This is a genomic window from Aquitalea sp. ASV11 (assembly GCF_016429185.1).
Taxonomy (GTDB): Bacteria; Pseudomonadota; Gammaproteobacteria; order Burkholderiales; family Chromobacteriaceae; genus Aquitalea; species Aquitalea pelogenes.
The window spans coordinates 15,877-28,063 of the sequence record NZ_JAELUD010000019.1 but is presented as its reverse complement, the minus strand read 5'-3'; the positions used below and the strand labels follow the sequence as shown (position 1 = coordinate 28,063).

Sequence of the window (12,187 nt, the reverse complement as noted above, 5' to 3'; positions counted from 1 at the left end):
GCCTGCCGGCGCAGCGGGATGCTGCGAGCCAGGCAGGTGACCGGTCAGGATTCGCGAAACAACTGGCGATGTCGTAACAGGACCTGTTCGGCCGGAAAGGCCTTGGCCAGTTGTTCGGCAATAAAGACAGAGCGATGCTGACCACCGGTACAGCCGATGGCCACAGTGAGATAGCTGCGGTTTTCGCGGCTGAATTCGGGCAACCATTTGAGAATCATGCAGCGGATATCTTCCGCCATTTGAGCGACCAGCGGTTGCCCCGCAAAAAAGTCGACGATGGGTTGGTCGCGGCCGGTAAACGGACGCAAGGCCAGGTCGTAATAGGGATTGGGCAGGCAGCGGACGTCAAACACGAAGTCGGCGTTCAGCGGAACGCCATGCTTGAAGCCGAAGGATTCGAAAATGATGGTGAGCCGACTGCTGTCTGCTTCCACCAACTGCTTGATGGCCGTTTTCAATGCATTGGCTGATAATTCGCTGGTGTCGATGCGAATACCCATTTCCTGCACGCTGGCCAGTAGTTCCTGCTCCAGCTGGATGCATTCCTCCACCGTGGAGCCGCTACCCGACAGTGGATGCCGGCGGCGGGTTTCGGAAAAACGCTTGACCAGGGTTTCCGGCTTGGCCTCGAGAAACAGCAAGCGTACATCCACGGCTTGCTGACGCAGTTTGTCCACCTCGGCAGGCAGTGCGCCCAGCGAAGGGCTGGAGCGGGTGTCCACGCTGATGGCAATCTGCTGGTAGCCATAATCGGCATAAAGCGACATGGCTTCGTGCAGCATGGTGGCTGGCAGGTTGTCCACACAGTAAAAGCCAGAGTCCTCCAGTGCGCGCAGGGCGATGGATTTACCGGAACCGGACAGGCCGCTAATCAATATCAGGCGCATTTTCCTGATCTCTGAGGAAGTTGGTATGGCGTTCGATGAACTCACGGGTACTGTCGATACCACGCAGTTGCAGGATGTAGTTGCGCACAGCCGCTTCAACCAGCACCGCAAGGTTGCGACCTGCCGCAACCGGCAGCACCACCTTGCGCACCGTCACGCCAATGATGTCCTGGGTTTCCGACTGGATGTTCAACCGGTCCAGGGCCTGCATCGCCTGGTCGTTGGCCTTGACCAGGTGAATAATCAGTTTTAGCACCTTTTTCGGACGCACAGCGGTTTCGCCAAAAATGGTACGGATATTCAGGATGCCCAGGCCGCGCACTTCCAGAAAGTCGCGCAGCAGCGGCGGGCAACGGCCTTCCAGGGTTTCCGGGCCGATGCGGTACAGTTCCACCGCATCATCGGCCACCATGCCGTGACCACGGGAAATCAGTTCCAGTGCCAGTTCGCTCTTGCCCATGGCCGAATCGCCCATGATCAGCACGCCGATTTCCAGCACATCCAGAAACACGCCATGCAACACGGTGGAAACTGCCAGTGCGCGCGCCAGATAGATGCGCAGCACATCCATCAGGTAGGGGCTTTCCAGCGGTGTGCTCATCAGCGGCACATTGTGGGTGTGGCAGTAGTCGCGCAGCAGTTTGGGCACTGGCTGGCCATTGGCCACCATCACCACAGACATGGTTTTGTGGAACAGTTGGTCCAGCGCGGTCTTGGCGGCGGATTGTTCCAGCCGGTTGAGGTAGTCCACCTCGGCCAGACCCAGCACTTGCACCCGGTTGGGGTGAATGAAATTCAGGTGGCCGACCAGGGCCAGGGTAGGGCGTTGTTCGTCATTGCCGATGGGGCTGTCCGCGCCGCCGGTGCCTGCTACCCAGGTCAGGTTGAGCTTTTGCTGGTTGTCCTGATACAACCGGCGCACGGTAATGCTAGGCATGGTTGGTATTCCATCCGGTGAGCAGCTGGTACAGATCGGCACGCGAGCTTGCGCTGAGCAGTTGTTCACGCAGCTGTTTGCTGGAGAACAGCTGTGCCAGCTCCGAGAGCACCTGCAAGTGCAGGTCGGTTGCCTGTTCCGGCACCAGCAGGACAAACAGGCTTTGCACCGGCTTGCCATCCGGCGCATCGAAAGGAATCGGGTTCTTCAGGCGAATGAACACGCCTGCCGCTTCCTTGAGCCCTCTGGCACGGCCATGCGGAATGGCCACCCCTTGGCCAAGGCCGGTGGAGCCCAGTTTTTCCCGGGCAAACAAGCAGTCGAAAATTTCACTGCGGGCGATGCCGTGGGTGTTTTCGATAAGGAGGCCCACCTGCTCGAAGACGCGCTTCTTGCTGGCGACATCCAGGTCCGGGAGGATGTGATCCTGTGTCAGGATTTTGCCAATCAGGCTCATAGGAATGGTTGCACGCGGCTACAGAAACTGGCCAATTCTACGTTGCCTTCATCAAAATGAAAAAGGCTCCGAGCAAATAAAAACGGGAACCCGCCGGGTTCCCGCATCGAATACATAATGCTTACAAGCTGGCTTCCGGTTGAACCTGCGGGCTTGCTGCACGGTGTTCGCTTTGTTTTTCCTTGTGCTTGAGTACCTGGCGATCGAGCTTGTCCATCAGCGCGTCGATGGCAGCGTACATGTCGGAGTCGGTGGCCTCTACGTGGATATCCTTGCCGGAAAGGTGAACATTCACTTCCGCCTTCTGTACCAGCTTGTCTACCGACAGGGTGACAGCAACGTCAATCACGTGATCGACATGGCGGGTGATGCGTTCCAGCTTGGTTTCCACGTATTCGCGGATGGCCGGGGTTACTTCGAGGTGGAGACCGGTTACTTTGAGGTTCATACCCTAACTCCTTCTTGTGTTGACTACCCGGTCGGGTCGGCCGGGCGGGCGGATATTCTTCAAGGCGTGAATCACAATGCCTTGCGCAGATTGACCGGCGGTATCTGCATAGCTTCACGATACTTCGCAACGGTGCGTCTTGCAACCTGAATCCCTTGCTTGCCCAGTTCGTCGGCAATGGCGCTGTCCGAAAGTGGCTTGGCCGGGTTTTCACCGTCTATCATGCGGCGGATATGCGCCTTGATGGCCGTTGCCGAGCATTCGCCGCCGCTGTCGGTTTCCAGTGCACTGCCAAAGAAATACTTCAGCTCGAACAGACCACGAGGGCAAAGCAGGTATTTCTGCGTAGTGACGCGTGAGACGGTCGATTCATGCAGGCCTAGTTCGTCTGCGATGTCCCGCAGGATAAGCGGCCGCATGGCGACTTCACCGTGTTCAAAGAACGCTTGCTGTCTTTCGACTATAGCTTCTGACACTTTCAGAATGGTGTCAAATCGTTGCTGGATGTTCTTGACCAGCCATTTGGCTTCTTGCAGCCGGCCAGTCAGTTCGCCTGCGCCTGCCCGGTTTTCCGACAGCATCTGGGCGTATAGCTGGTTGACACGCAAGCGCGGTACCGCGCCGTTATTGAGTTCGGCCACCCAGTGACCACGCCGTTTGCGCACGGTGACATCCGGAATGACATAGTGCACGTCTTCACCGCCAAAGCTGGATGCAGGGTGGGGTGTCAGCCGGGCGATCAGCTGCTGTGCCTGGCGGATGGCTTCGTCATCCACGCCCAGAATGCGCTTCAGGCGGGTGTAATCGCGATTGCCCAGCAGCGTCAGGTGCTCGGCCACAATCTGGCGGGCCAGTGCATGGCCGGGCTCATTGGCGGGCAAACGGGCCAATTGCAGGCCAAGCGACTCTGCCAGGTTGCGCGCGGCAATGCCGGGGGGGTCGAATTGCTGTAACAGGCGCAATCCGACCATCAGTTCATCGGTTTCCAGTTCCAGTTCCAGCGGCAGGTTGCTGGCCAGTTCTTCCAGATCGGTAGTCAGGAAACCGTTGTCGTCCAGTTCTTCAATCAGCAGCTGGACGATGGCCTGGTCGCGGGTGGGCAGGGTCAGTTCACCCAGCTGCGCCAACAGGTGTTCGCGCAGGCTGACCGGGCAGGGGACGTTGAGCATGGGGTCGAATTCATCGTCCCCGTCGTTGCGTCGGCTGCCACTGCCCCAGTCGGTGAGTTCGCCATTGCTGGCGTCCTGGCTGTTGTCACCATCGCTGCTGTCCGACGCCGTGCTGGTGGATTCTTCCTGGGCAGCCGGCGTTTCTGCCTGGCTGCTGTCATGCGAGGGCGGCTCATCGCCGCGTTCCAGCATGGGGTTGTCCAGCAAGAAGCGTTCGACTTCTGCCTGCAGGTCAAGCGTGGACAGCTGCAACAGCTTGATGGACTGTTGCAGTTGCGGCGTGAGGGTGAGTTGCTGGGAGACCCGTAGCTGTAGTGACTGTTTCATGGCTTACAGGTGGAAGTGCTCGCCCAGGTAGACCTGGCGCACTTTCTCGTTGTTGACCAGTTCTTCCGGCTCGCCGGAAGCCAGTACCGAACCATCACTGATGATGTAGGCGCGATCGCAGATGCGCAGGGTTTCACGCACATTGTGGTCGGTAATCAATACGCCAATGCCACGCTGTTGCAGGAAGGTGATGATTTTCTGGATGTCGATGACGGCAATCGGGTCTACCCCGGCAAACGGTTCGTCCAGCAGGATGAAGCGTGGGCGGGTGGCCAGCACGCGGGCAATTTCCACTCGGCGGCGCTCGCCACCGGACAGTGCCAGCGCATTGCTTTCGCGCAGGTGGGCGATATTGAGGTCGTCAAGCAACAGGCTGAGTTCCTGCTCCAGCTTGTCGCCCTTGTAACCGGCAATTTCCAGCACCGCCGTGATGTTTTCTTCCACCGTCATCTTGCGGAAAATGGAAGCTTCCTGCGGCAAATAGCCCAGTCCAAGGCGGGCGCGCTGATGAATGGGCAGGTGGGTGATACTGTTGCCATCCAGCGTGATTTCGCCTTCATCGGCACCGATCAGCCCGACAATCATGTAAAAGCTGGTGGTCTTGCCGGCACCGTTGGGGCCAAGCAGGCCGACCACTTCCCCGCTCTGGATCTGCAGGGCGACGTCCTTCACCACCGTACGTTTTTTGAAGCGTTTTTTCAGGCGCTCCACTTTCAGGATGCTGGGGCCGCTCATTGGGTGTTTCCGTCTGTTTTCTTGCCAGCTGGGCTGTTGTCCCTGGGCTTGGGCTGAATGATGGCTGTCACGCGGCCGCCATTGCTACTGGCACCACTGCTGACTTCATACATTTCGGTTTCGGTGTTGTAGGTAATGACATTGCCGATGACCAGATCACTGCCACGCTTGACGCGGGCATTGCCGGTGAGCACGGCAACGTGGGTGACGGTGTTGTAGTCCAGCTGGTTGGCCTGGCCTTCGATCCATTCGTTCTTGCCGTCCATTTTCTGGCGGAAGTTGACCTGGCGTCCGGTGGCCTGCATGGTCTGGTTACCCTGTTTGTCCTGGGTGACCGTGGCGCGGTCGGCATTGAGCTTGAGTGTGCCCTGGATGATGACGACATTGCCTTGCCATACCGTGACGCCCTTGAGCTGGTCGAGGTTGCCCCGGTCGGCACTGATTTCGATGGGCTTGTCCCGGTCGGCCTTTTCGGCATGGGCGGTCTGGATGGCGCACAGGCCGAGGGCCAGCCAGGCCAGCCGGATGAAGCGGCGGCAGTTATTTTTCATAAGTGGCCTTTGCGTTGGACAGCAGCTGTAATTGTCCAGCCTGCTGTTCGTAAATGAAGCCCACGGCGCTGCCGCTGGACTTGCCATAGTAGAAGTGCGTGAGGGTATCTGCGCGGGCAATGTGCTTGACGGTGTCAATGCGCATATTGCTGCTGACTACGCGGGTTTCCAGTTGCGTGGCGGTGGCCGGCTGGATCAGCGTGACTTTCTTGTCGAACAGTACCTGTTTGGTCTTGCTGTTGTAACGGCCGCTTTCACCAATGGCATGGTAGGCCAGTACGCCATTCTTGTAGCTTTGCAGGTCCGGCGATTCGAAATACGACTCGGTGCGGTCCGGGTATTGCCACATGCGGCTGGCAATCATCTTGTCCTGCAGCATGCCCTTGGGGTCGAAGCGGGTGGCCATCACGCCCTGCGCCACGACTTCAGGCTTGTTCGGGTCCAGCTCGTGCTTGCTGGGCTGCCAGCGTGACACGGCATCCAGCCAGACGGTCAGCAAGCCGGTGATCAGCACCAGCAGGATGGGAAACAGGCGGTGCGAACGGATCATGCTAGATACCGTGCCACGATGGCGTCAAAATTGCCTTGCGCCTGCATGATCAGCTCGGCCAGTTCACGCACTGCGCCCTGACCGCCGGGGAAGCCGGTGACATAGTGCGCATGCTGGCGTACCAGGGTGGGGGCAGCCGGCACGGCCACCGCCAGGCCGACGCGGCGCAGAACCGGCAGGTCGATCAGGTCGTCGCCGATGAAGGCGCATTGTTCCAGCGTGACATCCGCCTGTTGCAGCAACTGATTCAGGGCTTCCTGCTTGTTGTGGATGCCGCCGAAGTAAAAGTCGATGCCCAGCGCCTGTGCGCGGTGTTCCACGCAGCGGTCGGCCCGCCCGGAGATGATGGCCAGCCGTACGCCAGTGGATTGCAACAGCTTGAGGCCCAGGCCGTCCTGCACATAGAAGGACTTGCTCTCTTCTCCCTGGGCATTGTAGTAAATGCGGCCATCGGTCATGACGCCGTCAACGTCCATGATCAGGAGCTTGATCTTGCGGGCTTGTTCGGTAATGGCTTGCATGGGCTTCCTTGTTGCCGGCTAGACGACGCCGGCCTTGAGCAGGTCGTGCATGTGGATGGCGCCGGCCAGCTTGCCGTCGGCATTCACCACCAAGAGGCTGGTGATGCGGCGCTGTTCCATCAGGTGGACGGCCTCGGTGGCCAGCTTGCTGTGCAAGATGGTTTGCGGGGCGGGGCTCATCACCTGGTCGATCAGCAGGTCGTAGATATTGCCGGAGCGTTCCAGCGTGCGGCGCAGGTCCCCATCGGTATAGATACCCTTGATGTCATTGTCCGCCGTGGCAATGGCCACCATGCCCAGGCGCTGGTGCGACATTTCCAGCAAGGCATCTTTCAGCGGCGTGCCGGGCAATACGCGCGGCAGTTCGTCGCCACTGTGCATCAGGTCCTTGACATGGACCAGCAGACGCCTGCCCAGGCTGCCGCCGGGGTGTGACAGGGCAAAGTCTTCCGGGCCGAACTGGCGGGCATCCAGCAGGGTGACTGCCAGGGCATCGCCCAGCGCAATCTGCACCGTAGTGCTGGTGGTGGGGGCCAGGCCCAGCGGGCAGGCTTCTTTTTCCACCTGGGTGTCCAGGAGGATGTCGGCTTCGCGGCCCAGCGAGGATGAGGGGTTGCCGGTCATGCCGATCAGCACCAGCCCCTTGCGCTTGAGCGCGGGCAGCAAGGCAACCACTTCACCGGATTCGCCGGAGTTGGACAGGGCGATGACCACATCCTGTGAGGTAATCATGCCCAGGTCGCCGTGGGCGGCTTCGGCCGGGTGAACAAAAAAGGCCGGGCTGCCGGTGCTGGCCAGCGTGGCGGCGATCTTGCGTCCGACATGGCCGGACTTGCCCATGCCTGTTACCACAATGCGGCCACGGCAGGCCAGAATGGCATCCACGGCACGCAGAAAATCGCCGTTCAGGCGGCCTGACAGGGCCAGAATTGCATCCGCCTCGGTCTGCAGCACTTCACGTGCCAGATCGAGCCGGGAGCTTGTTTGCGCTTTTTCCATAGGGGAAAGTATATCAAAGGTTATAATCGTCGGAGGCAGAAGCTGGTGCATCTTTTGCTTGGCGTGTGATTTTGCCCTGTCATGGCGTCATGCACCTGCCTGCCTTTTTGTTCCTGACCATGCGCTTGCCGGATGGTCGGGGCGCTTGATCATTGCCTTGTGCCGTGCTGCTTGTCATGGCTTTTTCCCGCTTTTTCACAGGAGATGGTTGCGTTCATGCATTCGCTCGCCCCGATTGTGCTGGTTTTGCTGGCTGCCGTGTTGTCCGTTACCTTGTGTCGCAGCTTGCGCGTACCGCCTATGCTGGGCTACCTGGTGGTGGGTTTCCTGGCAGGACCCGGTGTGGCCAGCGTGATTCCCGAGGGCGAGGAAACGCAGTTCCTGGGTGAAATCGGCATCGTGTTCATGATGTTCTCCATCGGGCTGGAGTTCTCGCTGCCCAAGCTGCGGGCCATGCGCCATCTGGTATTCGGCCTTGGCCTGGCACAGGTGGTGGTGACCTTGCTGCTGATTGCCGTGGTGATGGGCTGGCTGACCGGCTCTGCACTGTCCGGCTTTGCCGTGGGTGGCGCGCTGGCCATGTCATCCACCGCCATTGTCAGCAAATTGCTGACCGAGCGGCTGGAGCTGAACCTGCAGCACGGACAACTGGCCATCGGCGTGCTGCTGTTTCAGGACATTGCCGTGGTGCCGCTGCTGATTCTGCTGCCTGCCTTTGCCGGTGGCAGTGAAACCCTGTGGATGGACCTGGGCCTGGCTGCGGTGAAAGTGGTGGCGGTGATGGCCTTGCTGCTGTTTTTCGGCCAGCGCCTGATGCGACCCTGGTTTCATCTGGTGGCCAGACAGCGCTCGGGCGAGCTGTTCATGATCAACGTCTTGCTGATCACCCTTGGGGTGGCCTGGCTGACCGAGCTGTCCGGCCTGTCGCTGGCACTGGGTGCCTTTGTGGCCGGCATGCTGATTTCAGAAACCGAATACCGCTATCAGGTGGAAGAGGACATCAAGCCTTTCCGCGATATCCTGCTGGGCTTTTTCTTTGTCACCGTCGGCATGCGCCTGCAATTGCCCATCCTGTACCAGCGCTTTGGCGAAGTGGCGCTGATGCTGGGCTTGCTGCTGCTGGCCAAGCTGGGCATCGTGTTTGTACTGGGGCGGCTGCTGCGTCACCAGCCCAATCATTCCATGCGTGCTGGCCTCGCCCTGGCGCAGGGCGGTGAGTTCGGCTTTGTGCTGCTGGCCTTGTCCGGTAACCTGGGCCTGATTGCCGAAAGCACCGAGCAGGCCGCCATTGCCGCCATCCTGCTGTCCATGCTGGTGGCACCCTTCATGATCATGCACGGCGAAGCCATCACCCGTCGTCTGGTGAAGCAGGACTGGATGATGCAGGCCTTGAGCCTGCACCACTTGCTGGTGGAAAGCATGGGCAAGTCCGACCATGTGCTGATTTGCGGTTATGGCCGTAGCGGTCAGGCGCTGGCCCGTTTGCTTGAGACGGAAGACATTCCCTTCTTTGCGCTGGACATGGACCCGGAGCGGGTGCGCGAGGCTGGCGAGGCTGGCGACCCGGTGGTGTTTGGCGATGCCGGGAAGAAAGAAGTGCTGGTAGCCGGTGGCCTGATGCGCGCCAAGGTAGTGGTGGTGACCTTTGCCGATACCCATGCGGCGCTGCGCATTTTGCATACCGTGCAGTCTGCGCGGCCTGATCTGCCGGTGATCGTGCGCACGGTGGACGACAGCGATATCGACCAGCTGCGCCGTGCCGGGGCGGACGAAGTGGTGGCCGAGGTGATGGAGGGCAGCCTGATGCTGGCCTCGCAAGCGCTGATGGTGCTGGGGGTGCCGCTGAACCGGGTATTGCGCCGTATCCGTTCGGTACGTGAAGAACGCTACAACCTGTTCCGTGGCTTCTTTCGCGGTACCAGTGATGATGGCGAGGGGCTGGACGAGGCCCTGGTGCCGCGCTTGCTGAGCATTCAGGCCTGCCCTGGCGCGCATGCCATCGGCCATCCGCTGGGTGCTTTGCAGCTGCAGGCGCTGGGGGTGGAGGTCAAGGCCATCCGCCGCAACAGCATTCGCCGGCTGGATTTTGACGACAGCTTTGAGATCGCCGCCAATGATGTACTGGTGGTGCTGGGGACGCCGGAACAACTGGCCCTGGCTGAAAGCCGTATCCTGCAGGGGTGATCTTGCAGAGCTGATGCAAGCTCCGGCATGACAAAGGCCGTGTCACTGACACGGCCTTTTGCTTTGGCTGACGGAAGTAAGACCCGGTTCAGGGCAGAATGGTGGTGATCTGCTTTTTCAGTTCCTGCTTCAGCGCCTGCTGCTTTTCACCTTCGGTCTTCTTGCCCTTCACCATGGCGTTGAAGTCCAGCGCGTAAACCGGAGCATTGAGCGGGCCGGTAATCTTGAGCGGTACGTTGACGCCCTTCAGACGGCTGAATTCTTGCGGATTGGCCTGCACATCCATGGTGTAGTCCACAATATTCTGCGTCAGGTCCACCTTGCCAGCGCCTTTCACATTCACCAGCTGTGACGCCAGCTGCATGTTCTGACTGCGCGCCACGCCCTTGTCCAGCCGGAAGGCGGCGGACAGGGTGGAGAAGGTGGTTTTCTGGTCGGCCTGCGCCGGTGAATTCCATTCCTTCAGTTCTGCCGGCAGGTTCTTCAGTGCGGCTACCAGGTCGATACCGGTCAGCGCGCCCTTGTTCAGGCTGGTTTCCACATTGCCGGTCAGGGTGTTGCGCAGTTCGAGGAAGGACTTGCCATCCGCGGTCACGTCAATCTTGCCATTGCCCTTGCCATCCAGCCGGTTGAAGTTGAGCAGGTCCACCAGCAGCGGGCGGATGTTCATGTCCTTCAGTGTCTGCTTGACTTCCAGATGCGGTGTATCGCGGCGCGCCAGCAGCATGTCGCCTTGCAAGCGGCCTTGGTAGATGTCGGCGGACATCTGGTCCAGCTCCAGTTCGCGCGGGTTGATGCGCACGCTGGCATTGAGGTTGTTCATGCGGAAGCGGCCCATGGCCAGTTCGCCAACGGCCACTTTGCCGGTCAGGTCGAAGTAGTCCAGCCAGTCCAGCGGAATCGGCTTGCCGTCCTGGAAAATGGCCACCGGATCGCCCTTGCTTTCGGGCAGATAGCGGTTCAGGTCCAGCTTGCCCACCGACAGCGTGACTTCATGCCGTGGCTTCATCAGGCCAAACTGGCTGACGGTGACCGACAGGTCCGAGCCGTCCAGCTTGCCTGCCACGCGCAGGTTGAGGCGGGGCTCGTCCAGATCACCATCCAGCGCACCTTGCATGCTGGACACCAGCTTGCCGCGCGGCAGCAGCGGGGTGGTGACGGTGGCGGTCATGTTCAGGGGCTGCATGCGCAGCTGCTTCATGCCCATCAGCGCCAGCGGTGCATCCAGCTTGAAGTTGAGGCGGGTGTCACCGGCTTGCCAGTTGAAATTGCCATTCACCTTGTCGGCAGCCATGCCACCTTCGGTCAGTTTCAGGTTGTCCAGGCCCGCGTCCAGCTGGTACTGGCTGTGGGCATAGCTCAGCTTGCCACTCAGACGGCCGGTGGGAATGCTGACTTCATTGAAGCTGGCATTGAGCTCGGGCACCTTGAGTTCCAGCTGGCTGCTGGGCCGCTCGCTGCTGAAGCGGAAGCTGAGGTCCTTGCCGGAAGTCTGCAAGGTGGCAAAGTTGAGTTTGTACTGGCCGGTGGCGGCAAACTTGCTTTCGCCAAGGCCGGGTACTTCGGAAATGGCCACGGCGTCCAGCTTTTCCAGGCTGACCTGATCATCCTGAATGGTGAGCGGGGTGCTGACCGCCAGGCGGATGGGGCGCTTGCCATTGCTGAGAATGGCAGCGGCAGTCAGGCTGGCGCCACTGCGCAGGTCGTCGGCGTCCAGGCTGACGGTATCCAGCTTCTGTTCGGTCCCGCTGCTGTGATCGCTATACAGCACGGTACCTTCACGGACTAGCAGGCGGTCCAGCTTCATGCTGACGGTACCGGGGGAGCGATGCAGCAGCAGGTCCATGATGGACAGCCGGCCATCGGTACCACGGGCAATGCTGGCGGTGACGCCATGCATTTCCAGCGCCTTGATTTCGCGGTTGCCGGTTAGTAGCGGAATCCATGACAGATAGACATCCAGCTGTTCCACCCGGGCAAAGCTTTGCTTGCTGCCAGGTTCGCTGATGTTCAACTGGTGAATGCTAAGGCCCGGGGACGGGAATAACAGCGGCGTGATCTTGCCTTCCACCGCGACCTGTCGTCCGGTGTCATTCAGTGCGCTACTGAGGGTCTTGCGCACGGCGGCTTCATCAAACTGCCAGAAAATGAGGGCCTGTATCAGTACGAACAGCGCAATCACTGTGCCGCTGCCGTAGACGGCAATGCGTAGCCATAGCCGGCCGGAGTTCCATTTCATGAGTGCATCTTCGGGGGGCTAAGCGGAGTGTTTCATATGCAAGCATGCGGTGGCTGACAGGGATAAGGCAGCCGCTTGCCCGAGTTTGGCGAAGCCAAAATATTACCGGGCAGCCCGCATTTGTAAAGCGCGAATTTTAGCATGAAATGCTGCCAGCGGCCCGGGATGGCTGGAAAGGCCCGT

12 protein-coding genes are annotated in these 12,187 nt (G+C 60.0%); 1 reads left to right on the top strand and 11 read right to left on the bottom strand.

The genetic code is table 11. The annotated features are described in order from the left end of the window. Positions 1 to 44 precede the first annotated feature (44 nt). The 10 genes from rapZ to JHD62_RS08505 form a co-directional block, all read right to left on the bottom strand. Complete coding sequence (gene rapZ / locus JHD62_RS08550; protein WP_199102536.1) at positions 45 to 887, bottom strand: RNase adapter RapZ; 843 nt, start codon at positions 885 to 887, stop codon at positions 45 to 47. After that, on the bottom strand, positions 868 to 1,824 hold the full coding sequence (hprK, locus tag JHD62_RS08545) for an HPr(Ser) kinase/phosphatase (protein WP_045845544.1): 957 nt from the start codon (positions 1,822 to 1,824) through the stop codon (positions 868 to 870). Before hprK ends, rapZ begins: the two co-directional genes overlap by 20 nt. Continuing rightward, the gene (gene ptsN, locus JHD62_RS08540) at positions 1,817 to 2,281 is read right to left on the bottom strand and encodes a PTS IIA-like nitrogen regulatory protein PtsN (RefSeq protein ID WP_045845545.1); all 465 of its coding nucleotides are present in this window, start codon (positions 2,279 to 2,281) and stop codon (positions 1,817 to 1,819) included. The genes hprK and ptsN overlap by 8 nt, the downstream gene beginning before the upstream one ends. Positions 2,282 to 2,402: 121 nt before the next feature. Then, the gene (hpf, locus tag JHD62_RS08535) at positions 2,403 to 2,729 is read right to left on the bottom strand and encodes a ribosome hibernation-promoting factor, HPF/YfiA family (protein ID WP_199102535.1); all 327 of its coding nucleotides are present in this window, start codon (positions 2,727 to 2,729) and stop codon (positions 2,403 to 2,405) included. Between the two features lie 71 nt (positions 2,730 to 2,800). Further along, complete coding sequence (locus JHD62_RS08530; RefSeq protein WP_199102534.1) at positions 2,801 to 4,225, bottom strand: RNA polymerase factor sigma-54; 1,425 nt, start codon at positions 4,223 to 4,225, stop codon at positions 2,801 to 2,803. A 3-nt stretch (positions 4,226 to 4,228) separates the two neighbouring features. Continuing rightward, positions 4,229 to 4,960: an LPS export ABC transporter ATP-binding protein gene (lptB, locus tag JHD62_RS08525; RefSeq protein WP_045845548.1), complete on the bottom strand. Its 732-nt coding sequence runs from the start codon at positions 4,958 to 4,960 to the stop codon at positions 4,229 to 4,231. Then, positions 4,957 to 5,511: a lipopolysaccharide transport periplasmic protein LptA gene (gene lptA, locus JHD62_RS08520; protein ID WP_199102533.1), complete on the bottom strand. Its 555-nt coding sequence runs from the start codon at positions 5,509 to 5,511 to the stop codon at positions 4,957 to 4,959. The genes lptB and lptA overlap by 4 nt, the downstream gene beginning before the upstream one ends. Further along, on the bottom strand, positions 5,501 to 6,061 hold the full coding sequence (lptC, locus tag JHD62_RS08515; protein ID WP_199102532.1) for an LPS export ABC transporter periplasmic protein LptC: 561 nt from the start codon (positions 6,059 to 6,061) through the stop codon (positions 5,501 to 5,503). The genes lptA and lptC overlap by 11 nt, the downstream gene beginning before the upstream one ends. Then, on the bottom strand, positions 6,058 to 6,582 hold the full coding sequence (locus JHD62_RS08510; protein ID WP_045845551.1) for an HAD family hydrolase: 525 nt from the start codon (positions 6,580 to 6,582) through the stop codon (positions 6,058 to 6,060). The genes lptC and JHD62_RS08510 overlap by 4 nt, the downstream gene beginning before the upstream one ends. 18 nt (positions 6,583 to 6,600) lie before the next feature. Next, positions 6,601 to 7,581, bottom strand: coding sequence for a KpsF/GutQ family sugar-phosphate isomerase (locus JHD62_RS08505; RefSeq protein ID WP_199102531.1), 981 nt, complete (start codon positions 7,579 to 7,581; stop codon positions 6,601 to 6,603). A 216-nt stretch (positions 7,582 to 7,797) separates the two neighbouring features. Between JHD62_RS08505 and JHD62_RS08500 the strand changes: the two genes are divergently transcribed. Beyond that, positions 7,798 to 9,765: a cation:proton antiporter gene (locus tag JHD62_RS08500; protein ID WP_370541044.1), complete on the top strand. Its 1,968-nt coding sequence runs from the start codon at positions 7,798 to 7,800 to the stop codon at positions 9,763 to 9,765. A gap of 88 nt (positions 9,766 to 9,853) precedes the next feature. Here the strand turns inward: JHD62_RS08500 and JHD62_RS08495 are convergent, their stop codons facing one another. Continuing rightward, positions 9,854 to 12,004, bottom strand: coding sequence for an AsmA family protein (locus JHD62_RS08495; RefSeq protein ID WP_199102529.1), 2,151 nt, complete (start codon positions 12,002 to 12,004; stop codon positions 9,854 to 9,856). Between the last annotated feature and the right edge of the window lie 183 nt (positions 12,005 to 12,187).

Excerpts from the sequence above, each read along its gene's own strand:
- hpf (WP_199102535.1), bottom strand. The coding sequence starts at position 2,729 with ATGAACCTCAAAGTAACCGGTCTCCACCTCGAAGTAACCCCGGCCATC.
- ptsN (WP_045845545.1), bottom strand. The coding sequence starts at position 2,281 with ATGAGCCTGATTGGCAAAATCCTGACACAGGATCACATCCTCCCGGAC.
- lptC (WP_199102532.1), bottom strand. The coding sequence starts at position 6,061 with ATGATCCGTTCGCACCGCCTGTTTCCCATCCTGCTGGTGCTGATCACC.
- JHD62_RS08530 (WP_199102534.1), bottom strand. The coding sequence starts at position 4,225 with ATGAAACAGTCACTACAGCTACGGGTCTCCCAGCAACTCACCCTCACG.
- JHD62_RS08500 (WP_370541044.1), top strand. The coding sequence starts at position 7,798 with ATGCATTCGCTCGCCCCGATTGTGCTGGTTTTGCTGGCTGCCGTGTTG.
- hprK (WP_045845544.1), bottom strand. The coding sequence starts at position 1,824 with ATGCCTAGCATTACCGTGCGCCGGTTGTATCAGGACAACCAGCAAAAG.
- JHD62_RS08505 (WP_199102531.1), bottom strand. The coding sequence starts at position 7,581 with ATGGAAAAAGCGCAAACAAGCTCCCGGCTCGATCTGGCACGTGAAGTG.
- JHD62_RS08510 (WP_045845551.1), bottom strand. The coding sequence starts at position 6,582 with ATGCAAGCCATTACCGAACAAGCCCGCAAGATCAAGCTCCTGATCATG.
- lptA (WP_199102533.1), bottom strand. The coding sequence starts at position 5,511 with ATGAAAAATAACTGCCGCCGCTTCATCCGGCTGGCCTGGCTGGCCCTC.
- rapZ (WP_199102536.1), bottom strand. The coding sequence starts at position 887 with ATGCGCCTGATATTGATTAGCGGCCTGTCCGGTTCCGGTAAATCCATC.
- JHD62_RS08495 (WP_199102529.1), bottom strand. The coding sequence starts at position 12,004 with ATGAAATGGAACTCCGGCCGGCTATGGCTACGCATTGCCGTCTACGGC.
- lptB (WP_045845548.1), bottom strand. The coding sequence starts at position 4,960 with ATGAGCGGCCCCAGCATCCTGAAAGTGGAGCGCCTGAAAAAACGCTTC.